This window comes from Deltaproteobacteria bacterium (genome assembly GCA_016178705.1).
Classification (GTDB): Bacteria; Desulfobacterota; Binatia; order HRBIN30; family JACQVA1; genus JACOST01.
In genome coordinates this window covers 1-22,657 of record JACOST010000032.1, presented here as the reverse complement: position 1 = coordinate 22,657, position 22,657 = coordinate 1, and the positions used below count along the sequence as shown (strand labels likewise).

Sequence of the window (22,657 nt, the reverse complement as noted above, 5' to 3'; positions counted from 1 at the left end):
AGGGACGCCATCCACCCCTTGCTCGGGACCCCGCACGCTTGTGCGTCGCACGCCACCGGCGTAGACCAGCGAGGGAGGTGAATATGAGCGCAGTACCTGGTGGGAGCTGGCTCGTAACCCCGATCGGCTCGACGCCGCAGTTCACTGGTGCCGACTTTACTGAAGACGATCTCCTCTATGCCACAACCGCTGAGGCGTTTGTGCGCGACGAGGTCTTACCCAAACTCGACGAGATCGAAGCGAAGAAGGAAGGCCTCTTGCCCGCGCTGCTCAAGCGCGCCGGCGAGCTTGGACTCCTCATGGTCGACATCCCCGAGTCGTACGGTGGGCTCGGGCTGCGCAAGACGACGTCGATGTTGGTGTCGGAGCGCGGCGCGCTGTGCGCGTCGTTTAGCGTGTCGTGGGGGGCGCACACCGGTATCGGTACGCTGCCGATCGTCTACTACGGCACCGAAGCGCAGAAGCAGCGCTACCTTCCCAAGCTCGCCACCGGCGAGTGGCTCGCTGCATATGCGCTTACCGAGCCGCAAGCCGGCAGTGACGCGCTCGCAGCGAAAACCCGCGCCGTGCTCGAACCGGGCGGCGGCGCCTACCGCCTCAGCGGCACCAAGCAGTTCATCACCAACGCCGGCTTCGCCGATCTATTCACAGTGTTCGCCAAAGTGGACGGCGAGAAGTTCACCGCCTTTCTCGTGGAGCGGACGACACCAGGCGTTAGCACGGGCCCGGAGGAGCACAAGCTCGGCATTCGCGGTTCATCGACCCGACAGCTCATTCTCGAGGATGCGCTGGTTCCCGCCGAACACGTGCTCGGCGAGATTGGCCGTGGTCACAAGATCGCTTTCAACATTCTGAACATCGGTCGCTTCAAACTCGGCGCGGGCGCCGGCGGAGCGGCCAAGGATTGTCTCCGCATCGCGCTTGCGTACGCGGGTGAGCGCCACCAGCACGGCCGCGCGATCGCCAGCTTTGGGATGATCCAGCGCAAGTTGGCGGACATGGCCACGCGCATTTACGTCGCCGACAGCATGAGCTATCGCACCGCGGGTCTGATGGACGACGCGGCCGCGGCGATCGACAAGAACGCGCCCGATGCCAGTCGCCGGCTCGTGGAAGAAGCGATCGAGGAGTACACCATCGAGGCGTCGATCCTGAAAGTGTTCGGCACCGAGACGCTCGACTTCGTCGCCGACGAGTCGCTCCAGATCCTCGGCGGCTACGGCTTCACCGCCGACTATCCGGTCGAGCGTCACTACCGCGACTCGCGGATCAATCGCATCTTTGAGGGCACGAACGAGATCAATCGGCTGATCATTCCGGCGACGCTGGTGAAGCGTATCGGCACGGGGCGTCTGCCATACCCCGACTTCCTGCAACAGGTGGAGCGGGAAGTCGCCGATCATGCGGCGTGGCCGCCGGCCGTCGAGGGTCCGCTGCGGCGCGAGATCCGCTGCGCCGAAGTCGCCAAGCGGGTGATCGCCTACACGGCGCGATTGCTGATCGAGCGCGGCCTCGACTCGCTCAAGGACAAGCAACAACACCTCGAGATTCTCGCCAACATGATCATCGACGCCTACGCCATGGACAGCGTGGTCAACCGCACGCGCCTGCTCGTTGGCCACGGAACCACCGAGGACAACGATCTGCGCCTGGCCATGACCAACGTGTTTGTCGCCTCCGCCAACGAGCGAGTGATCGATGGCGCGCGTCGCATCTTGGTCAACGAGTTCGAGGGCGACGAGCTTCGCAAACATCTCGCGCTCGAAGCGATCGTCCCGCACATGCCGATCCGCACCATCGCGGTGAAGACCCGCATCAGCGAAGCGCTGGTAGCCCGCGGGCTCGGTCCGGTGTTCTTGCGGTAGGAGGCCTCGGGCTGGCAGCAAATCGTTCTGCGCCCCGCCTTGACCCGCCGCGCGCGTTGCTGCTGTAAGAAGTATCGCGCATGGCGGAGCCCGGGAAAATTCTCTTCGTATACAACGTCGACTTGACGCTGATCGCTTTGGTGTCCGACTTCATACACCGGGTGCGATCCCCCGAGACCTATCCGTGCCGCCTCTGCGATATCACTTACGACCGCTTCACGATGAAGCAGGAATGGAAGCGCTTCATCGAATCGCTTCCTGTGGCGGTCGGCTTCGAGCTGCGTGACCGTTTTCACCGGAAGTTCCCCGCGTATGCCGGCGTGCCGTTACCCGCCGTGTTTCGTGTCGGGCGACGCGGCCTGCTTTCCCCGCTCGTCGATGCCAAGGAAATTAACTCGGCAACCGATCTGGAAGACTTGAAGGCGCTAATCAGCGCCGCGGTCGCAACCCTTGCCCACGAGTCGTAGGCTCGGCTCATGACGCGGGTGCTGGAGAAGGCCGAAGTCCGCCGCGTCTACACGAGTACGGCTCCTTTCTACGATGTGTGGGCGCGGCTGACGGAGTCACGTGCGCGGCGGCGTGTACTTGATCTTGCGGCCGTGTGCGACGGGGAGACGGTACTCGAAGTCGCAGTCGGCACCGGCCTGCTGTTCGCCGAGCTCCTGCGGTACAACCCGCACGGCCGCAACCAAGGTATCGACCTCACCCCGGCTATGCTGGAACGGGCCCGGACAAGAGCGGCGCGTAGCGGCGCAACCAACTGGCGCTTGAGCGAGGGGGACGCTGGTGCACTCGACTTCCCCGCTGGGTCGTTCGACGTCGTGCTCAACTGTTACATGTTCGACCTGCTCCCCGAAGCAGACTTCGAACGTGTCCTCTCGGAGTTTCATCGGGTGCTGCGTCCGGGCGGCCGCGTGATCATCGCCAGTCTCGCCCCGGCCGAGAGCGTCACGTATAAGCTGTGGCAGCGACTGTACCGGATCAATCCTGGCTGGGTTGGCGGTTGCCGTGGCGTGGAACTCGCTGGACCGATTGAACGTGCGCGGTTTCAGATCGACCTGTGCGAACGAATTGTTCAGCTCGCTCTTGTCACCGAACTGATCCGTGCAGTGAAGCTCGCGAATTGACGTTGCGGTGCTCTGGCCACCAACACGGTTGTCGATTTGAAAACCGCCGCTCGAAAGGGCAAGAGTACCACGCTTGTATTGCTGACAGGTGGACGACAGTCCGCAGCGCACTGAGCACAAATGGGGGCCGAAATGAGCGACGCAACCAAGGGTCACGTCACGAGCGAAGAAGAATCACGCCGGGTCGCGGAGGAATCCCGCGAAAAGGAATGGGCCGGACGCACGTTCCTGCGCGAGCTCTTCCTGGGCAACTTCCTGCTTCCGCTGGTGCATCCTTTCCCCGTCGAGCCGCGGGAGAACCCCGAGTTCACGAAGTTCTACAAAGACCTGGAGATGTTCCTGCGCACCGAGGTCGACTCCATCGCTATCGACGAGACCGGCGAGTATCCAGAGAGCGTCGTGCGGGGACTGGCCAAGCTGGGCGCCTTCGGCATCAAGATTCCGAAGGAGTACGGCGGCCTCGGCTTCTCGGTGTCGGAGTACTGCCGCGCCATGCAGTTGCTCGGCAGCTACGACAGCAACGTCGTTGCGTTGCTCTCGGCGCATCAGTCGATCGGCGTGCCGCAACCGCTGAAGCTGTTCGGCACCGAAGCGCAGAAGAAAAAGTATCTCCCGCGCTGTGCCAGCGGCACCATCTCCGCCTTTGCGCTCACCGAACCGCACGCCGGGTCCGACCCCGCCAGCCTGTCGACAACCATCGAGCGCGACGGCGACATGTACATCCTCAACGGCGAGAAGCTGTGGTGTACCAACGGCACGATCGCCGAGTTGCTGGTGGTGATGGCGCGACATCCGGAGACCAAGAAGATCAGCGCCATCGTTGTCGAGGCCAACACCCCCGGCGTCAAAGTCGAGCATCGCTGTCGCTTCATGGGGCTCAAGGCGCTGGCTAACGGCGTCATCAGTTTTCGCGATGTCCGCGTGCCGCGCGAGAATCTGATCGGTACCGAAGGGCAGGGGCTGAAGATCGCTCTGGTCACACTCAACACCGGCCGCCTCTCTCTCCCGGCCGCCTGCACTGGCATTGCCAAGCGCTGCATCGAGACGCTCGAAGGATGGTGTACGGAACGGACCCAGTGGGGTGTGCCCATCTGGAAGCACGAGTCCGTGAGCCACCGCGTCGCCGACATGTCGGCAACCATCTTCGCGATGGAATCCATCGCGCGGCTGGCGAGCAGCATGGCGGATCGCGGCGGATACGACATCCGCCTCGAAGCCGCCGCGGCCAAGGAATGGAACACGGTGCGCTGCTGGGAGATCGTCGATCAGACGCTGCAAATCCGCGGCGGTCGCGGTTACGAGACGGAGAAGTCGCTGTTGGCGCGCGGCGAGGACCCGGTGCCAGTCGAGCGCCTGATGCGCGACTGCCGCATCAATCTGATCTTCGAAGGTGCGAGCGAGATCATGCACCTGTTCATGGCCCGCGAGGCGGTCGACAAGCATCTCCAGGTTGCCGGCACCTTTATCGATCCGAAGAAGAGCGCGGGCGAAAAGTTCGCGGTCGTGCCCAAGATCCTGGCGTACTACGCGCAGTGGTATCCGCCGTTGTGGCTGCGTGGGTTCAGCGCACCGTTCCAATACGGCGACTGGGGCCGTTTGGCGACACATGTACGCGCGGTGGAACGGAGCTGCCGCAAGTTGGCGCGCGAGAGCTTCCACGGCATGCTCGTCTTCCAGGCCAAGATGGAGCGCAAGCAAGGCTTCCTCTTTCGCTGCGTGGATGTGGTCATGGAGCTGTTCGCCATGACCGCCACGCTATCGCGCGCGCGGCAGATGCTCGATGCCGGGCACCCCGAAGCCGAGCGCGCTATCCAGCTTGCCGATCTCTTCTGCCGATCCTCACGCCGCAAGGTAAAGCGGTTGTTCCACGAGTTGTGGAGCAACGACGACGCGCGCAAGAACGCGCTCGCCGCCAGCGTCATGAAAGGTGAGCAGCCGTTGTTGACCGACGGCATCGTCAATCTCGACTTTGCGTACAAGGCGCACGCTCTCGGTGCGCCGCGGCGCGAGGAGTCGCCGATCAAGACCGCGGTGGCCGGGTCGTAGCCGGCGCGTCAGTGAAACTACGCGACGGCGCTGCAGGCCGTCGCCTGGCCGGCTGGACCGCTTGCACTTTGAGCGCGCCGCACAACCTGCTCGCCACTGAGCACCGGCAACGTGTCGCTGCGCGGTCGGCGGCCGGTGAGTTCGCTGTAGGTGTGACGATACCAACTGCCGCTGACCTGCTCTTCGCTATAGAGCTGCGCCAGGAATGCGTACGTCGCCGGGTCGCTCTCCTTCGCCGCCTCGCGGCCGCGATCGAGCGCGTGCTGGCAACCGGCCATGCGTCTGGCATCGCGCATGGTCACGTGCTTCAGCCCGTCGAGCTGCGAGACGAAGCCCTTCAGGTCCTTCAGCTCCGCCAACTGCTCCACCAGGATCGCATCGACGCAGGCCGGTCCCGGCTCGCCGCCGAGCGCGCGGATGCGCTCGGCGAGCAGGCGCGCGTGATTGGCTTCGCGCTCGGCAATGATGAGATGCCCGGCGCGCAGCCGCGCATCGGGTTCGTCCGCCGCCCACGCGGCATACAGCGTCGCGCCCCACGCTTCGAGCGCGCGAAACACATTCAGACCTTCGAGGATCTCGGTGCGAGCGTTGTCCATGGCGAACCTCCGTCGTGAAGCGTTGGTGGGTGCTGCTTAGTCGAGCGGCTCTGCTGGTGCAACAATGTTGTTGCCTCTCGGCTTCCAGATGTGTCTCCCAGCGTCGCCTAGCGCGGTTGCAGAACTCGGAGCCGAGGGAAGTAGCGTCGCATGAAGCCGCGGTCGATCGCAGCGATGCGACTGGGCTGCTGTTGCGCGTGGGCGCCAATCAGAAAATCTGGAACAAGATGTTCTCGTGGCCCGCCCTGGCGACGGTAGGTCTTGAAGATTCGACCGGCCAACCGAGCCGCTTCGAGTGAAGTTGGGCTGACACGATACCGAGCGTCGACAGGCTGTCGGCAAACTTCCGCTCCATCGAGGAGCACCGCAAAGAACGGCCGCCACCACATCGCAAATGACCAGCTCGCCATCAGTATGAACTTCAGCGAGGAGATCGACCCACAGCACGGCATCCGGCCCACCCTTCGCGATAGCGATCAGTACCGACGTGTCGATCGCCGTGATCATCGCCGGCGGCGCGGCAGATCTGCCGGCTCGCGCAGCGCTTCCATCCATTGCGCCACGCTCTTCTCTCCCAGCTCTTTGCGCGCGATGCCGATCGCACCGCGCATGCGGGTGGCGTCGACAGACTTTGTCGCCTTCAAATGATCCACCCGTTCATCGAACTCCAGAACGGTCCCCTTGTTGAGCTTGGGCTTGCGGCGAATGGGCAGTGGAATCGTAGTCTGTCCTTTACTCGTTGCCGTGGCCTTCATGCGATCATGGTAAGGAATTGAGTAAGGAAGGTCTACAGATCACTGCGGAAGCGACGGCACGCTGGTATCCAGATCGCCGCGTTCCGCCTTCGCCAAGGCGCGATCGAGGATGGCCTGTTGACGACCAATCGTGCGGCCGAAGCGCAACGTGCGGCCGAGATGGGCCCACGGCGCAAAGTTGCCCGCGAAGCTCTCGGCCGCCAGCCAACCCAGCGCCTTGGCCGGGGAGATCATGTTCTGTGGACGCACTTGTCGGTCCATCATCCGGTACATGCTCTTCACCATGGCCGGGCTGTTCTGCGCGTGTTTGAACATCATGCGCGTGAACGGATTGTCGTAGTCTTCGGAGCCCATGTCGGCGGCGAAGTGATAGAGGCCGAGCGAGTCCGCGTCGCGGCGGCGCCAGTAGAGATTCATCGCTCTGTCACCACCGGTGATGATCGCTTCGGAGAGCGCGATGGCATCGCGCACCGCGTCTGTGATGCCAAGCCCGGGCGTCGGGTCGAGGTGCAAACCCGAGTCGCCGACGAGCGCCCAGCCGGGACCCACGGCTTGCTTCATGAAGAAATGGAGGGACAAGACACCGATGGGCTTGGCGACCATCCGGGTTCCTTCCATGAGCGGGGCGGTTAGTCGTCCGCGTCGCAGGTGCTCCCACAGCGATGCTTCGGGATCGTGCCGCCAGCGTTCCACGACTTCCCGCCGTCCACCGCCGGCGATCAACAGCAAGCCCGAGTCGGTTTGAAAGACGGCGCGCGATTCCTGTGCTTCGAGGTGAATGCACGCGCCCCATTTGTAGCGCGGGTCATTGGTGAAGACGGGCGTCTGCTCGAAATAACTCCAGTAGATGCAGTTCTGGGCGGTGGACTCCAAGTACGTCGGGGCGCCGACCATCTTGGCGATCGTCGAGTTGCGCCCGTCGGCGCCGATGACTAGCGCTGCACGCAGGTCCGACTCACCATTGGCATTCTTCACGCGGACGCCGCTGACACGTTCGCCGTCCCGCAACAGACCGATCACGCGCGTCGCTTCTCGCGCATCGACGCCGGCGGCGAGGACAGCATTCTGCAGAGCGGGGTCGAGCTTCGAGCGTCGCGGAGAGTGGGACTCCAACTCGGTCCCTTCGAGATCGAGTTGCATGTAGCTGTCTTCCACTTGGAACCGAAACGCGCGATTGGCGGGAGCCAGCCCTCGCACCAAATCGCCGAGGCCGACCTTGTCGAACATCTTCATGCCGTACGGCTGGATGGCGTGCGTGGAGATCGGCTGGTCGGTGAAGAACGGCGCGCTATCGACGACGATCACCTTCACCCCCGCCCGATGCAGGGCGAGAGCGAGCGGTGCCCCGGCGCAACGAAACCCGACGATGATGACATCGGCATCAGCCATCGTCGAAACGTACCACGTCGGGTTGCGGACAACGAACGTTCGATCGCTCCGCCGCGTCTCACTTGCGCGCTGCGGCCTGATGCCCGGACTCAGGGGAATGCGGGTCAGCGCAGTGCTTGACGTCGTGCGACAGCCTCCATACGGTCCGGGCGAGGTCGTGAGGTCGCATGCCGTATCCGCGCTTGTTCTCTCCGCTACAGATCGGTCCGGTTGAGTCACGCAATCGCATCGTGTTCGGCGCTCACTTCACGATGTTCTCCGAGCCGTCGCGGACGTGGGGCGAGCCGGGCTTCCACGGCGAAAGGCTGGGGCGGTACGTCGCCGACCGTGCGCAAGGTGGCGCCGGTGTCATCATCGTCGGGCAGACGCAGGTACATCCGAGCACCGCGTATCAGATGACTAACAACGCGGCGGCATGGGACGAAGCGGCGATTCCGCATTTCACGCGCGTGACCGAACCCGTGCATCGGCAGGGTGCGCTGGCGTTCATCCAGCTCGCGCACAACGGTGGGGTCAATTTCGGCGCGTGGTCGAAGCTGCCGGTGCTGTCGCCGTCGCACGTGGTCAACTCGACCGAGGCGCCCAAGATGCTCGAACGTCACGAGATCACCGAGCTGGTCGAATACTTCGCGCGCTCGGCTCGCAACGCCGCGGCCGGTGGCTTCGATGGCATCGAGATTCATGCCGCGCACGGCTACCTTATCCACGAGTTTCTCTCACCGCGCAGCAATCAGCGCACCGACGAGTACGGCGGCAGTGTCGAGAACCGCACGCGCTTCGCGGTCGAAGTGCTGCGCGCCGTTCGAGATGCAGTCGGTCCGAAGATCGCGGTGGGGCTGCGATTGGTTGGCGACGAAGAGTTGAGTTACGAGCAAGGCCTCACCGCTGATGACGCGGCGGATCTCGCGGCGCGCTTCGCCGCGCTCGGCGTTGTCGACTTTCTCAACGTCAGCGTCGGCCTCTCCGGCCTCGGCATGGTTCGCCCGATGTATGCGCCGCACCTGTTGGGTGTCTATGCTGCGCACAAGGTGAAGCAAGCGGTGCCGCGTGTGCCGGTGTTCGCGGTGCACCGCATTCTTTTGCCGGACGAAGCGGAAGGTATTCTCGAACGCGGCGAAGCTGATGCGGTGACGTTGGTGCGCGCGCTGATCGCCGATCCCGAGTGGCCGAACAAGGCACGCGCGGGCGCCGCGCAGACGATCCGGCGATGCACAGGCAGTAACCAAGGCTGCTATGGCAACCTCACGCAGAGTCTGCCGATCACCTGCGTGACGAATCCGGCCGTCGGCCGCGATGCGGAATTCGGGTTGGGAACGTTGCGTCCCGCCACGCAGCCGAAGCGCGTGGTGGTGATCGGCGGCGGACCGGGTGGCCTCGAAGCTGCGTGGGTGGCGGCGGCGCGCGGGCATCGGGTCACGTTGCTGGAACGTAGCGCACAGCTCGGCGGCAAGATTCGCCTGGCGCAAAAGCTTCCCGGCCGCGCCGAACTCGCCGACTTCGCCGATTGGCGCGTCGGCGAGTGCGAACGCCGCGGCGTCGACATCCAGCTCAACACCAATGCGACCGCCGAGTCGGTGCTCGCGCTCAAGGCCGACGCGGTTGTGGTCGCGACCGGCGGGCGGGCGACCAAGCTCGGCACGTCAAAGTTCTTTCCGATGCCGGTGGCCGGCTCGGAGCAAGATTTCGTGATCGATCATGAGCAAGCGCTGCTCGCGGCCGACACGCTCGGCGATCGGATCATCATCTTCGATGCGGTTGGACACATTGAAGCGATCGGACTCGGCGAGCTGCTCGCGTCCAGGGGCGCGAACGTAACGGTCGTGACCACGCTACCGATGCCGATCAATCTCGATCGCGAGACCATGGGCTACGCGCTTCCACGGGCCGTGCGGGCGGGAATGCGCTGGCGTCCGAACACCGCGTTGGGGATGATCGGCGATCACGCAGTCACGCTAGTGGATACGCTGTCGCGTCAGCTCGAGCAGATCGAGCGAGTCGATACGGTCGTGATTCGCACCAACGGCCTACCCAACGACGAGTTGTACTTCGCGCTGAAAGATCAGGTGCCGGAGGTCATACGGATCGGGGACGCCGTAGCTGTCCGACTCGCCGACCGCGCGATCTTCGACGGCCACATGGCGGGACGAACTCTTTGATTGCGGATTGTTGATTGCGGATTGCGGAATGACGGAGCGCACCTCCGAATTCCGAATCCGCAATCTCAAATCCGCAATCCACAATCGGGAGGCCTCTTTGCCTTCGCAGCGGACGTTGGGTACACGGAACCAATGACCAAGCTTCCGGCTCGTGACTTGGACGCCGAGGTGGCCAAGCACTTTCACGGTACCCCGGCCGAACGGATCCAACTCGCGCTGCGTCTCGGACAGGAAGCGTTGCAGCTCTTCATGGCCACGCTTCCACCGGGGACGACGATCGTCGAGGCACGTGATCGCTTGCGGCGCAACAAGCACCGAGGCCGCCGTCCGTCGCGATCGATGGATACACTGCCGAGATGACACTGGTTGAACGCATCGCAGACTATCTCCGTCAACGCGGTGTTGAGTCTGCCCTGATCGGCGGAGGCGTCGTGCGCTGCAGTCAGGGGGCGGAGGCGGTTGACGTCATCGTCGTCAAGCACACCTGGCAGGCGCAGATCCTTCAACGCCGAGTTAGTGTCATGGTGGAGGGGCGCTCTCTGCCCGTTGTGGACACCGCGGACCTCGTACTCCTCAAGTTATACGCCGGCGGTCCGCAGGACCTGCTTGATATCCGGCTGTTGCTGGCGGCGGGCGGCGAGACGCTTGGTCGCGAGATCGAGGAACGATTGGCGGATCTGCCTCCGTCGTTGCGAGCCATCTTCAACGACTGTCGCAGGTTGGAGCCGCTAGGCTGACGCTGCCAAAGCGGGTGCGGGCGGTACTCGGTTGACCAAGAACCGTGGCCGCAGTGCCTTCACGAAGGCGGGGACGACTATCAGGCCGCCGAAGGTGTTGAAGGTCATCAGCAGCGCGAGCAGCAAGCCCATCTCGGCTTGGAACTTCAGATTCGAGAACCACCAGAAGACGGTCCCCGCTATCATCGTACTGGCGGTGAAGATGATCGCCTTGCCGGTAGTCGCCGTGGCGTAGTCGACGGCTTCATCGAGCACGCCGACTTCATCGTACGCGTCGATCATCCGGCTGAAGTGATAGATGCCGTAGTCGACGCCCACGCCGGCACCGGCGGCGGCAACCGGTAACGAGTTCACGTTGAGGTCGATGTGCATCAGCACCATCAGGGCTTCGGCGGCGAGCTGCGATAGCACGACGGGGATCATCAAGATCGCCGCCGCGGCGAAGGAGCCGTAGGTCAGATACAGGCAGAACGTCACGATGCCGAAGATCAGTCCGAGGTTGAGCCAATAGGAATTCTCGACCGACTCGTTGACCGCGGCGAGAATGCCAAACAGACCGCCGGCGAAGCGAAAATGGACGACCCCTTCGACATCGGGGAACTGCTTGGCCCAATTGATCGCGTCGCGGATCACGTCGTGTGAGTGTTCGCTGAAGAGGGTGATGATGGCGGCGTAGCGCCCGGTGCGATCAATGAACCGATCGGTGTTGCCCGACGTGCTATCGAACACGAATAGCAGCTCGCTGCGCTCGCGCATGTTGTCGGGGACGATGCCCCACTTGGGATCGCCGTCGCGCCACATGCGGCCCGCTTGCTTGACGATATCGGCGATGCTGATCGACGCGCGTGCGGCGGGTGCATCCTGCATGTGATCGGCGAACTCCTCCATGGCGCTGAGCGCCGGGACGCTCTTCACACCATCCGCCCGCAACGTGTCGGCGATGACAATCAGTTGGCTGGCACCGAGGAACTTCTGATTGAGGAGTTTGTAGGCGGTGTTGTACGGATGATTGGGAAACAGCAGCGCGGCGCCCGGAGTCATGTCGCCGACCTTCAGTGTCCAGCCCCACATCGGCAGCAGTCCGTAGAGCGCGATGGTGAGGCCGATAACGACCCAACGCGCGGCGCCGTCAGTACAGTGGATCACGCCGCGCGTAACGGCGGCATAGATAGTTTCCGAATAGGTGAGCCAATACCAGGCGAGGACCGGGATGAGCGCCGCGGCGATCCACCAGCCGGGCACCGCCTCGGCGTAGCGGACGACCGCAGCGCCGCCGCAGAGGAGGGCGACGACGACCGTGGCTTCGCCAGCGCTCACACGCGGCTCCTTCGGCGCCGCAACGCCACGCGGCGGCGGATGGATATACGATAGAATGATCGGATGCAGCGTGACCACACTGATGAAGATCGAGATCACCCAGAAGCTGGAAAAGATCGCCACCTTCTGCACGAGCGGGATCGGTGCCACCGCCACTACCAATAATCCGATGCCGTCGGTGACGATCGACGCGATCGCCGGCGCAAACAGGTGCGAGTACGACGCCACGATCGCTTGCTGCTTGTCGCCGAGGCGGTAGAACTCCTCGTGGTAGCGATCCATCGACTGCACCGAATGGCTGAGAGCTCGCGCCGTGAGAAACACTGGGATCACCAGCACCAGCGGGTCGAGATTGAACCCGAGCATTGCTGCGAACGCGAGACCCCAGATACTCGAGAGCAGCCCGGAGAAGATCGGTACCCAAATACCGGTCCAGGTGCGGAAGTACGCGTAGAGGAGGAATGACAGCGCAAGCACCGTGTAGGCGAAGATGTAGTTCAGTTCGCCCGTGTAGCGCAGCACCGAGGCGTACAACCACGGGAAGCCGGTGATGTAGATGCGGTGATTGGCGTCTTCTTCGGTCCGCTTGAGCTCCATCATGTGGTCGTAGAGGTAGCCGAAGTCGAGCGCCTCCTCCCAGAATGCCGTGTGGACCACGGCGGCAGTGTCGTCGTTGGCCGTGTAGATGCCGCGCACGGCGCGGTTTTGGTAGACCGAGAAGCGGACGCGATCGGCGTCGTGTTCGGTCTGCGGCACGCCCGGATAGAAGATTGGCCGGATGCTGATGTTGCCGGCGCTCGAGATGACGACGCTGCGCACGCTGGGGTGCGCGATCGACGTGATCTGATACGGCACGACGCCCTTGGTGTAGATCATGAACTTGGTGATGCGATCGAGCTTTTGCAGGGTCTCGGGGTTGTAGATGTCGCCCTGTTTCACTTCGAGGATGACGCTCATGATGTTCGGTGTGCCGAACATCTGGCGGAACTCGTTGTAGAACTGAATGTACGGGTGGCGGCGGGGATAGAAGTCGAAGAAGTCCGAGTGCAGCCGGAGATCCTTCAGCTGGTAAGCCAAGGCGCCGGTGATGAGGGCGACGAGCAGCGCGATCGCCCCGCGGTGGCGCAGCAGGAAGCGCAGGTACGCTTCAATCCAACGTTGCGGAATCATGCGGCGGGAAGGTCCGGCGACGTGTCGACAGCCACCTCGCGCTTGTATCGGCTTCGACGCGTGTCGGCAACGCTACTTGCATATCGCTATCGTCCTTCGAAATCCGGCTCAGACAAGCCCGGCGCTCCTGTGGTGGGCCAATGAACGAAGAGGGGTCGTCCAGTGGCAGCGACCGGCGGAGGGCGCACGCCGTGCCCACCCACGGACGAGAAGGCAGAATCTCGTAGGGGCGCACGGCGGTGCGTCCCGGGGCGGGGATGGGGGTTCGGCATCATCCGCGGCAACATCCGCGGCATCTTGGGCGGCGCGGGCGCAATTCCGCCTCGGTTCCCGGGCCAGGGTCGAATTGCATTTCGATCTTGTACTTCGGCCGCAAGTCGGTTAGAAACGTGCGCAGTCTCAACGGGGAGAAACAGCAGTTCCTTTGGAGCCGCGGAGCACAGCTCTTCGGCTCGCTTATACGCAATCACTATCGCGTTCCGGATCCAGCAGCTTCCCAGTGACGAATAAAGCAAGAAAGGAGGAAGCGCATGGCTCAAGGAACAGTGAAATGGTTCAATGCCGAGAAGGGATTTGGCTTCATCAGCTGCGACGATGGTGTCGATGTGTTCGTTCACCACACCGCGATCGTCGGCGAAGGCTACCGCAGTCTCGACGAAGGCCAGAAGGTCAGTTTCGACGTGACCCAAGGCAAAAAGGGACCGCAAGCGTCCAACGTTACCAAGCTGTAACGAATTCCCGTGGAGGCCCAGAGCGGGCCTCCACGGTCTTTTCGTCATCAGCTCGACCAAATGGCCACCGCATGGCCTCGCGGTGCCGGCAGCACGCCGCCCCAATGTTACGGATAGGGAGCACACGGAATGAGTGATCGCGGCTTGTTTGAACCGGATGTCTTGATCACCGACCAACTGGTTGCGGCACGCCGCCGCCGGGCGGCGCTCTCGAACGAGAAACGCCTGATGTTGGCCGTGTTGGAAAATGCGCTCGACGACTACCGCAAGTACATCGTCGCCGACGACCGCATCGGCCGTGAGTTGTTCGCCGAGGCTGTCGAATGGATCGCGTGCCCCAGCAACGAAGGGGTGTTTTCCTTCGAGAACATCAGCGAGACGCTCGACATCAATCCGGAGTACCTGCGGCGCGGCATCGCCGCGTGGCATCGGCGTTTGCTCGACGCGCCGCGCCGCCCTACGGAGACTCCCGCGACCGAGTCGCCGGCGTTGGCGCGGGCCGCCGGCTAACGTCATCCAGCGCCGTGCTCGCGGGTCCGACCCGCGTCGCGGCGGTTCCACTTCCGCCGCATCCGCACGTATAGTCCCCCTGCTCGGAGGGGGGCGACTATGGAGCGGGCGCAGCCAAAACATTTTTCGATGATTCGCGGTTTTCATTTCGCGGATCTGCTGACGATCGCGAACGGATGCTGTGGGATCGCGGCGGTGTTTCACGCGATGCGATTTGTGGCGAGCCATGAGACGGCGCAGCTCTACGTGGCGGTCGTCCTGGTTCCTTTGGCGATCGTGTTCGACCTGCTCGATGGACGGGTCGCACGCTGGCGTCACAAGGCGTCGCCGATGGGCCGCGAGATGGACTCGCTCGCCGATGTGATCTCGTTTGGTGTCGCGCCCGCTGCGATTGCCTTCGCGGTCGGCCTGAACACCGCGTTGGATCAGGCCTTGCTCATCTATTTCGCCGTGTGCGGGCTCAGCCGGCTCGCGCGCTTCAACATCACAGCAGAGGAGTTGGCCGGCGAGGGCGGCAAGGTCACGCACTTCGAGGGCACGCCGATCCCGACCAGCATCGTACCGCTCGGGCTTCTGCTGATCCTCTACCGCAATGAGGCGTTGCTGCCGGTGCAGCCGTTCGGTATCCGCATGCACCTCGTGTCGCTGCTGTTCGCGCTGTCGGGAAGTCTGATGATCAGCAAGACGTTGCGAATTCCGAAGCCGTGAACGATAGAGATTCGATTCAGCGAGACCTTCAAACGAAGGGCCCTCGATACGATCGCTTCGCGATCTACTCGGGCAAACGGAGTGTGGAACGTAGGTGAAGAGGAACCGCTTCCCCGAGGAGTCGTCCGGAGTAGAAGCCGAAGGCCTCGTATCGAAGGGCGACGCATCGAGGGGGCACTACGCGGGCGGCGCTCAGTTGACCAGATGAATTGTCGCCGCGCGCGTTCGTCTCACCCGCCATGCGCTCGACGAACGTGAGCGGCGTGATCGTCCCGCTTCCGACCCCTGACGCGGCGGTCGAGCAACTCGGCGGCAAGGCCGCCAGTCTTGTCCGTCTGATGAATCTCGGAGTGCCGGTGCCGCCGGCGTTCGTGGTCACGACCCAGGCGTATCGCGCACACCTGGCGCGGGTCGATGTGCATGGCGCGATGCGGGGCAGGGCGTTGCGCGCGGCGATCATGGGAGCGCCGCTCGACGCGCAGCTCGCCGCACAAATCGGCGAGGCCATGCGCACGCTCGGCGCCGAGTCGTTGGCGGTGCGCTCATCCGCAACCGCGGAGGATGGCGCGGGACATTCATTTGCGGGTCAACACGATACCGTACTCGGCGTCGCCGGCATGGAGGCATGCGGTCGAGCAGTGCGCCAGTGCTGGGCGTCTTTGTGGAGCGAGCGCGCGGCGGCGTATCGCGCACAGCACGGGCTCTCGGACGATGTGACGATGGCGGTGGTTGTGCAGCGCTGCGTACCTGCAGAGGTCTCCGGCGTGCTGTTCACTTGCGACCCCGTGGCGGCACGCAGCGACCGCGTCGTGATCGAAGCGGTGTTCGGTTTGGGCGAGGTGCTCGTATCCGGGCGTGTGACGCCGGCGCGATTCGTGATTGACAAGCACACGCTCGCCGTCGTCGAGCAGCACGCGGCGGTGCAGCCCTTCGAGTTGGTGCAGTCCTTCGAAATGGACGGCGCGGGCGGCACGCGGGAGCAATCCGTAGCACCCGAGCGAGCCCAGCGGCCCTGTCTCGATGCTGCGCAGACCCGTCGGCTAGCGGAGTTGGGGGTCGCTATCGAGCGCGCATTCGGCGGTCCGCAGGACATCGAGTGGGCGATCGCCGATGGCGAGATCTTTCTCTTGCAAGCGCGTGCAGTGACGGCCGGGCTCGGTACGGATGATCCGGCCGACCGTCAAGTGTGGGCGAACACCAACACCGGCGAGATCCTCCCCGATGTGCTGACTCCCATGACCTTCTCGGTGGTGAGTCGCCTGGTCGACGCACTGCTGCGGGTCGTGTTCTCGCGGCTGGCGTTCCACCTCGAACAGAATGCACTCGTTGGGTTGGTGGCGGGTCGCGCCTACTTCAACATGAATACGATCATGGCGGCGCTGTCGAGCGTGCGATTTCTCCGCGTCGACGCGGTGCAGACCTTTGGCGGGGATCAGCAATTGGCATCCGCGCTCGCCCAACTGACGCGGCGAGACTTGCCCGCGCTCAATGTGTCGGGCTGGCGGATGATCGTGCGGTTGCCGTCCACCCTGGTCTGGTTTCTGCGCCACCTGAGCGCGCGCGGCGGCTCGCTGCTCGCCCAGTTGCGCAGCGCGACCGCCGCGCTCGAACGGCACGATTTGACGACGATGGGCGACGCGGCATTGCTCGCGCATCTCGATCACGCGTTCGATGACTTCGACACCTTCGGAGAGGGATTCATCTACTCGCTCGCTGGCCTGGCGTGTGGCGCGCCATTGGAGACGATCTGTCGGCGTTGGCTCGGCGATGCAGATGGTGCGATCGTCAGCCGATTGCTTTCAGGCGTGGGTGGCCTCGATTCGGCCGAAGCCGGTTTGGATTTGTGGCGCTTGGCCGAAACGGCGCGCGCGCTACCGAGCCAAGTATTCGCCGCCGGAGCGTCCTTTGCGAGTGTCCGCGCCGCGCTCGCGGAGGGTGAAGGGGGCCGAGCGTTTATCGCGCAGTGGGACGCGTTCATGGCGCAACACGGACACCACACGCGCGTCGAGGTTGATGTGGCCGTGCCGCGCTGGCGCGAACAACCTGACTACGTGTTGTCCTTGCTGCGTAGCTACCTGGCGAGTGAAGCGGCCAGCCCAGTTGCAACCCATCGACAGCGTTCCGTTGACCGGGCCGTGCTCACGCGCGCGTGCGAGCGCCGACTTGGCCCCGTGCGAGGACGCGTGTTTGGTTGGTTGCTCAAACGCGCGCAAGGTGGGCTGGCGCTGCGCGAGAATGTGAAGAGCGAAGCGGTCCGACGCATCGCGGTGGCGCGGGCGACGCTGCTCGAACTTGGTGCGCGGCTCGCCGCTCGTGGCGTTGTGGCGGAGCGCGACGACGTGTTGTTTTTCGATCTGACAGAGCTTGCCGCTGTGGTTCATGGCGAAGCGACATTTGACCCTCGTATCCTGGTCGCCAAGCGACGCGCGGAGTACGTCGAGAACGTTGCGCTGACTCCGGCCCCGGTTATCGTGGGCCGCTTCGATCCGCGCCGTCATACCATGCGGCCCGCGAGCGCCGCTCCGACCTCCGTGCTGCGCGGACTGGCCGTTAGCCCCGGCGTCGTCACTGGCCGTGCGCGCGTCATCCTGCGCGCCGACAGCGAGGAACGCGTGCTGGCGGGAGAGATTCTCGTCGCTCCATTCACCGACCCCGGTTGGACGCCGTATTTTCTGCCGGCGGCGGCCATCGTCATGGACCTCGGTGGCGCACTGAGCCATGGCAGCATTGTGGCGCGCGAGTACGGCATCCCGGCCGTGGTCAACGTCGGCCCGGCGACGCAGATCATCAGGACCGGCGACCTCATCGAAGTCGACGGACGGCGCGGCGAAGTGCGTTTGCTCGACCGCGCCGATCCCGTTTAGAATCACCGAACTAGTGACCCTGTGATCTACGCGTTGATCGTCTCCAGCGCATCGGGAAGGGAGAGAATGCGATGAACAACCACGTAAGAGAGCTTGCGCAGAAGTTGCTGCGCACCGGATTCGAGAAGCTGACGGAGCGTGAGCAGCGCGTGATACGGCAGATCGCGGAGCGCATGCACATCAGCCGCAACATCAATCAAGAGTTCGAAGGACGGCTCACCTTTGGCCAGCGCTTGGCGGATCACGTGGCGTCGTTCGGCGGCTCGTGGACCTTCATCATGCTCTTTGGTTTTGTGTTGGTGGTGTGGGTGATCGTGAACTCGTTCATTCTGGGGGCGCGCGCGGAGGCGTTTGATCCGTATCCCTACATTCTGTTGAATCTGTTCCTCTCCATGCTCGCGGCGTTACAAGCGCCGGTCATCATGATGTCGCAGAACCGGCAGGCGGCGAAGGACCGGATGGATGCCTCCCACGACTACGAAGTGAACTTGAAGGCCGAGTTGGAGATACTCGGACTGCACCAAAAGATGGATGCCCTGCGCGAACAACAATGGGCGGAACTACTGGCGCTGCAACGGGAGCAGATCGACGCGCTAGCGCAACTCCTCAACCAGCGCGGGCAACCCGCGCGCCTCGATCGATGAAGGCAGGGAGGATTGGGTGATGGCAGAACTCGATCACTTGATCTTGGCGGTAGGGGACGTTCAGGCGAGCGCGAAGTTCTACGCTGAGATTCTCGGATTCGCTCTCGAAGGCAGCGACGGCCCGTTCACCGTTGTCCGCGTCACTCCGGCGCTGACGATTCAACTCGCACCGTGGGGCACGCAGGGTGGAGATCACCTCGCGTTTGCGATGTCGAGTGCGGAGTTCGAAGCGGTGTTCGACCGTGTGAAGGCGGTGGGAATCGAATTCGGCGACGCGTTCGATGCCGTCGGCAGCATGAAGGGACCGGGAAGAGAAATGGGCGCCAAGGGCATGGGAAAGGCCCTCTACTTCTTCGACCCGAGCCGGCATCTCATCGAAATCCGGACGTACGAATAACAATCAAAGCCGTCCCGGACGGCAAGCGTCGCGCCGACTCGATCAAGCGAGCAATCCGCTCGATTGCAGCGTCTGCAGCGTACCCCAATTGAAACTCTTACATCTGCTTTGAAAAACGGGCAGAGCCGGTTGAGGCGATCCTGTCTCGGTGATCGCTCTGCGCGTCGCTCGGTTTATACGTTTCCATCGACTGCACGCTGGCACAGGCGTTGCCACGACGTAGAGTTGCTCGTGATTGCCTAGCACCGACTGTCGGCAGCGGTGCCAGACACCAAGGAGGGCAAGCAAGAAGCCCCACCACCCGTGCAAGAGTTTGAAGGAGGGTAGCCGCATGCAGATGATCACTCACATCTCCAGTCGGTCTGTCCGTCGCGTCGCCGCTACGTGGCTCGCCTTCGCTGTTGTCAGTGCGGGCAGCGCGCAGGCCGGGTTCCATGTCTGGACAACCCACGGGCCGGATGAAGGCAGCGTGGTGAACGCGCTCGCCATCGATCCCACTACGCCCAGCACGCTCTACGCCGGGACGCAGACGGGATTGTTCAAGAGCACGAACAGCGGCAATCGCTGGGAGGCGCTCAACCTGGCGTCGACTGAGGCGGCAACGCGTGCGCTCGCCATCGATCCTCTCACGCCCAACACGCTCTACGTCGGGACAGCGGGCGGCCTGTTCAAGAGTACGAACAGCGGCTCTACCTGGGACAGCATCTTGCGGGACGTTCCGGCGCCCGCTCTCGATGTGATTTCCGCACTCGCGATCGATCCGGCCACGGCAACCACTGTCTATGCTGCGAGCTATCCTGACGGGGATGGCCAGGTCTTCAAAAGCACCGACGGCGGTCGCACCTGGAGCAAGGGCTCGTCTGTCGGTCTAGTCTTCGCGCTTCGAGTTGATCTCTCTCTGCCCGGCACGCTCTACGCCGGGAGCGCAAGCGGGGTTCTGAAAAGCATCGACGGCGGTGCCACCTGGCAGGTCATCTTGAACCCATCGTCCAGTGCCATTTTCCACGTCTTTGATGTGATGATCGACCCGGTAACATCCAGCACCTTCTACGCTGGAACACAGAATGGTGTGTACAAGAGCACCGACGGCGGTGGAAATTGGCACCTGACTGGGCCCGGGCCAAGCGCAAGTGGCACCCGAACCATCGCCATCGACCCGCATACGCCGACGACTGTGTATACCGGCACCAACGATGGCGTGTTCAAGAGCACGGACGGTGGCGCGAGCAGGGGCGAGTTCAATGCCGGACTGACCAGCCTCACAATCAATGCGCTGGCAATCGATCCGCACAGGCCGACGACAGTGTATGTAGCGACGACCAACGGAGTATTCGACATTGAGCAAGCCGCAGAAGATTCTCCCACGCCGACCCCCACCAACACACCGCGCGCGACGGATACGCTCGCCGCACGGACGCCGACCAACACGCTGAAGGCAGGAACTTCGGTCAGCACGCCGACCCCCACCAGCCCCGCGATTGGTACAGACGCTACCCAAATGGCTGGCGGTGGCGGTGGCTGTGCCGTCAATCACAGTCACGCGACCGATAGCCATCCGTTCGCTCGGTTGCTCGCGCCGATCGTGATCCTGTGGTGCGTGCGTCGCCGAAAGCCGTCCGCGGTGGCGTGAGCCGTAGCTATTCCGTTCGCTGTTCTCCCGGATCACCGGCGCTCGCGAGGTGTCGGTCATCCAACGCGAAACGAGGTCAGCCCACGGGATCGGGGATTCAAGCGGCCGGCTTGGTCTGCACTGCGCTCGGGCGTTCGAGAAGGCTCTTGGTCCAGGCGGCGACGTTCGGTGGCGGCGCAATCTTCATCAGTGGAAAGAACTCGACGAAGGGCGCGTAGCAGACCTCGGCGAGCGAATATCGGTCGCCCACGAGGTAGCTCTTGCTGGCGAGCTGCGCGTCGAGGATGACGAGGTGTTTCTCGATCTCCTTCTTCGCCTGCGCCATCGCCGCCTCGTCCCACCGTTCCTTCGGCAGGAAGCGCATGGGAAAGATGATCGTGCCGGTCTGGCGCGCGAGTTGGATGTCGCAGAGCTTCATGTGCATGGCGACGAGCGCGCGTCCGCGCGCGTCCGCCGGTACGAGCGGCGGCTGCGGATGTGTTGCTTCGAGGTATTCGAGGATCGCGGTCGACTCGTAGAGCACAAGGCCGTCTTCTTCGAGCGTCGGCACGCGCCCGTACGGATTCAGCTTGCGGTACGCCTCGCTGCGGTGGGCGCCCGCCATCATGTCGACCTCGACCAACTCGCAATCGATGTTCTTCTCAATCAGCGCGATGCGCACGCGGCGGGAGAACGTCGAGAATGGGTGATGGTGCAACTTGAGCATGCGGCCCTCCTGGCTTGTCGAGGAGGCGTTAGCACAGACGCACGCCCGTGTCAGGAGTGGCGCTATCAATTGAGCGAGGAGCGGATGGGTTTGCGAGCGTAACCGGGTCGGGTCCACCGTGGCTTTGTAGGGTCCGCTCTTCCCGGTCCAGCTACTGGAAGGCGAGCCAGGCTTCCGCGTCGGTGCGGACGGTGAAGGCGCGAAAACTGTTGCCACGTTTCGCCTCCGACAAGAACTCCGAAAACCTCTCGCCGTATTCGTGCTCCGAGAGGAACACCGCGGCGACGCGGAGTCGGTAGTTCTGCAGCTTCTGGAGAAACTCGCCAGCGAACTTGGACCGCAGGTCGAAGAACGCCGCGGGCAGGTGTCGCGAGTCGATCAGCAATCGCGTCGAACCGCGCTCGATGCACGCCGCGATCAGATCGAGCGCGTCATCGACGCGAGTGATCGAATCAGTGCATTCGACGATGCGCACGCCGTCCCGATCGAGCACCTTCACGTTCATTCTCGTGCTTGCCCGGTCGCCGAAACGCTATGCCGTTGAGCTGCGGCGGGCAACCGAGGCAGTGCCGTCTGGAGGACGTTGCATGCCCGCCGTCAGATCGAGCGGCGTGTTAGGGCCCACCCAGATTAGCCCTAGATGCTCTTGGTGGTTGCCAGCCGATGAGCGCGTCAGCGGAAACCACTCCTCTTCGAGGCTGCAATTCGCCTCCACCAGTCGGTCGCAAAGAAGCCGCTTCAGATGCGAAGAATTGCGCTCCAAGACCAACAATCCGCCGTGATGGCATGCACGATTGGTGATTAGGCCGGAAAGCCTCTTCGCATCTCGAATGCATTCGTTCCGCTTTCGAGTTGCAACATTGGCTTTACTCATATGGCTGACGTGCAGCGGTCGCACCCAAACCTTCAACTCGAGAAAGAGTTCGTATGGAACGCCAGCTTCCACTGCTCGAAACCCAAAATCGATTCGCCCGCCGTTCGTCAACCGGATTTCGGAACGAAGAGCATTTGATGAGACACCACTTCCCCGCGCTTCAGAGAGAATCGCCCAAAAGAAAAGATGGGCCAACTCGGTTTCGTTCTCGACATCACAATCCGCGGCCACGAGCTCAGACGAAAGCCGCAGCACGGCTCGGCGAGTCAGCGACTTTGCGTCCATGGCAGAGGCCCTAACGAGCTTGTAGAAAAACCATTTGGCCGCATGGCCTCCGTCTCGGGAGGCGCTGATCGTGGATTGGGTGAATCATTCGCTGTGGTCGGTCGGTCTGTTTCCGACGTGGCGTCGTGCTTGGCTGCGGATCGTCCGGGT

Annotated in this window: 21 protein-coding genes; 14 read left to right on the top strand and 7 right to left on the bottom strand. The window is 63.3% G+C overall.

Annotation, left to right across the window (positions count from 1 at the left end; genetic code table 11):
- Nucleotides 1–83: 83 nt before the first annotated feature.
- From HYR72_24990 to HYR72_24975, 4 genes are all read left to right on the top strand, one after another.
- Nucleotides 84–1,865, top strand: a complete 1,782-nt coding sequence (locus HYR72_24990) for an acyl-CoA dehydrogenase family protein (protein MBI1818251.1) — start codon at nucleotides 84–86, stop codon at nucleotides 1,863–1,865.
- A gap of 80 nt (nucleotides 1,866–1,945) precedes the next feature.
- Nucleotides 1,946–2,332: a hypothetical protein gene (locus HYR72_24985; protein ID MBI1818250.1), complete on the top strand. Its 387-nt coding sequence runs from the start codon at nucleotides 1,946–1,948 to the stop codon at nucleotides 2,330–2,332.
- Between the two features lie 9 nt (nucleotides 2,333–2,341).
- A complete protein-coding gene (locus HYR72_24980) occupies nucleotides 2,342–2,992 on the top strand; it encodes a methyltransferase domain-containing protein (protein MBI1818249.1) in 651 nt (216 codons plus the stop codon).
- Between the two features lie 132 nt (nucleotides 2,993–3,124).
- On the top strand, nucleotides 3,125–5,038 hold the full coding sequence (locus HYR72_24975) for an acyl-CoA dehydrogenase family protein (protein ID MBI1818248.1): 1,914 nt from the start codon (nucleotides 3,125–3,127) through the stop codon (nucleotides 5,036–5,038).
- A gap of 17 nt (nucleotides 5,039–5,055) precedes the next feature.
- Here HYR72_24975 and HYR72_24970 read toward each other — a convergent pair whose 3' ends face one another.
- The 3 genes from HYR72_24970 to HYR72_24960 form a co-directional block, all read right to left on the bottom strand.
- Nucleotides 5,056–5,634: a hypothetical protein gene (locus tag HYR72_24970; GenBank protein ID MBI1818247.1), complete on the bottom strand. Its 579-nt coding sequence runs from the start codon at nucleotides 5,632–5,634 to the stop codon at nucleotides 5,056–5,058.
- A 503-nt stretch (nucleotides 5,635–6,137) separates the two neighbouring features.
- Nucleotides 6,138–6,389 (bottom strand): AbrB/MazE/SpoVT family DNA-binding domain-containing protein, encoded by a 252-nt coding sequence (locus HYR72_24965; GenBank protein ID MBI1818246.1) that lies wholly within the window; start codon nucleotides 6,387–6,389, stop codon nucleotides 6,138–6,140.
- 39 nt (nucleotides 6,390–6,428) lie between these two features.
- Nucleotides 6,429–7,778 carry an FAD-dependent monooxygenase gene (locus HYR72_24960; protein MBI1818245.1) on the bottom strand — a complete coding sequence of 450 codons (1,350 nt, stop codon included), beginning with the start codon at nucleotides 7,776–7,778 and terminating at the stop codon, nucleotides 6,429–6,431.
- A gap of 167 nt (nucleotides 7,779–7,945) precedes the next feature.
- Here HYR72_24960 and HYR72_24955 point away from each other — a divergent pair, with 167 nt between their 5' ends.
- From HYR72_24955 to HYR72_24945, 3 genes are all read left to right on the top strand, one after another.
- Entirely contained in the window at nucleotides 7,946–9,934 is a 1,989-nt protein-coding gene (locus HYR72_24955) for an FAD-dependent oxidoreductase (GenBank protein ID MBI1818244.1), read from the top strand.
- A 132-nt stretch (nucleotides 9,935–10,066) separates the two neighbouring features.
- On the top strand, nucleotides 10,067–10,294 hold the full coding sequence (locus HYR72_24950) for a hypothetical protein (protein ID MBI1818243.1): 228 nt from the start codon (nucleotides 10,067–10,069) through the stop codon (nucleotides 10,292–10,294).
- Entirely contained in the window at nucleotides 10,291–10,671 is a 381-nt protein-coding gene (locus HYR72_24945; protein MBI1818242.1) for a hypothetical protein, read from the top strand. The genes HYR72_24950 and HYR72_24945 overlap by 4 nt, the downstream gene beginning before the upstream one ends.
- Here the strand turns inward: HYR72_24945 and HYR72_24940 are convergent.
- Entirely contained in the window at nucleotides 10,663–13,158 is a 2,496-nt protein-coding gene (locus tag HYR72_24940; GenBank protein ID MBI1818241.1) for an MMPL family transporter, read from the bottom strand. The genes HYR72_24945 and HYR72_24940 overlap by 9 nt on opposite strands.
- Before the next feature lie 530 nt (nucleotides 13,159–13,688).
- On the opposite strand from HYR72_24940, the gene HYR72_24935 reads away from it, so the two are divergent.
- The 7 genes from HYR72_24935 (at nucleotide 13,689) to HYR72_24905 (ending at nucleotide 20,642) form a co-directional block, all read left to right on the top strand.
- The gene (locus HYR72_24935) at nucleotides 13,689–13,889 is read left to right on the top strand and encodes a cold shock domain-containing protein (GenBank protein MBI1818240.1); all 201 of its coding nucleotides are present in this window, start codon (nucleotides 13,689–13,691) and stop codon (nucleotides 13,887–13,889) included.
- A gap of 129 nt (nucleotides 13,890–14,018) precedes the next feature.
- Nucleotides 14,019–14,399, top strand: coding sequence for a hypothetical protein (locus HYR72_24930; protein MBI1818239.1), 381 nt, complete (start codon nucleotides 14,019–14,021; stop codon nucleotides 14,397–14,399).
- A gap of 129 nt (nucleotides 14,400–14,528) precedes the next feature.
- The gene (pssA, locus tag HYR72_24925) at nucleotides 14,529–15,107 is read left to right on the top strand and encodes a CDP-diacylglycerol--serine O-phosphatidyltransferase (protein MBI1818238.1); all 579 of its coding nucleotides are present in this window, start codon (nucleotides 14,529–14,531) and stop codon (nucleotides 15,105–15,107) included.
- Between the two features lie 263 nt (nucleotides 15,108–15,370).
- Entirely contained in the window at nucleotides 15,371–17,971 is a 2,601-nt protein-coding gene (locus HYR72_24920; GenBank protein ID MBI1818237.1) for a hypothetical protein, read from the top strand.
- A gap of 71 nt (nucleotides 17,972–18,042) precedes the next feature.
- Nucleotides 18,043–18,615, top strand: a complete 573-nt coding sequence (locus HYR72_24915; GenBank protein ID MBI1818236.1) for a DUF1003 domain-containing protein — start codon at nucleotides 18,043–18,045, stop codon at nucleotides 18,613–18,615.
- A 19-nt stretch (nucleotides 18,616–18,634) separates the two neighbouring features.
- Nucleotides 18,635–19,012, top strand: coding sequence for a VOC family protein (locus HYR72_24910; protein ID MBI1818235.1), 378 nt, complete (start codon nucleotides 18,635–18,637; stop codon nucleotides 19,010–19,012).
- 331 nt (nucleotides 19,013–19,343) lie between these two features.
- Nucleotides 19,344–20,642: a hypothetical protein gene (locus HYR72_24905; GenBank protein ID MBI1818234.1), complete on the top strand. Its 1,299-nt coding sequence runs from the start codon at nucleotides 19,344–19,346 to the stop codon at nucleotides 20,640–20,642.
- Between the two features lie 97 nt (nucleotides 20,643–20,739).
- On the opposite strand, the gene HYR72_24900 is transcribed toward HYR72_24905, so the two are convergent.
- From HYR72_24900 to HYR72_24890, 3 genes are all read right to left on the bottom strand, one after another.
- Nucleotides 20,740–21,348, bottom strand: coding sequence for a glutathione S-transferase family protein (locus HYR72_24900; protein ID MBI1818233.1), 609 nt, complete (start codon nucleotides 21,346–21,348; stop codon nucleotides 20,740–20,742).
- Nucleotides 21,349–21,499: 151 nt separating this feature from the next.
- A complete protein-coding gene (locus HYR72_24895; protein ID MBI1818232.1) occupies nucleotides 21,500–21,853 on the bottom strand; it encodes a DUF4180 domain-containing protein in 354 nt (117 codons plus the stop codon).
- 27 nt (nucleotides 21,854–21,880) lie between these two features.
- Complete coding sequence (locus HYR72_24890; GenBank protein ID MBI1818231.1) at nucleotides 21,881–22,507, bottom strand: hypothetical protein; 627 nt, start codon at nucleotides 22,505–22,507, stop codon at nucleotides 21,881–21,883.
- Nucleotides 22,508–22,657: the final 150 nt, after the last annotated feature.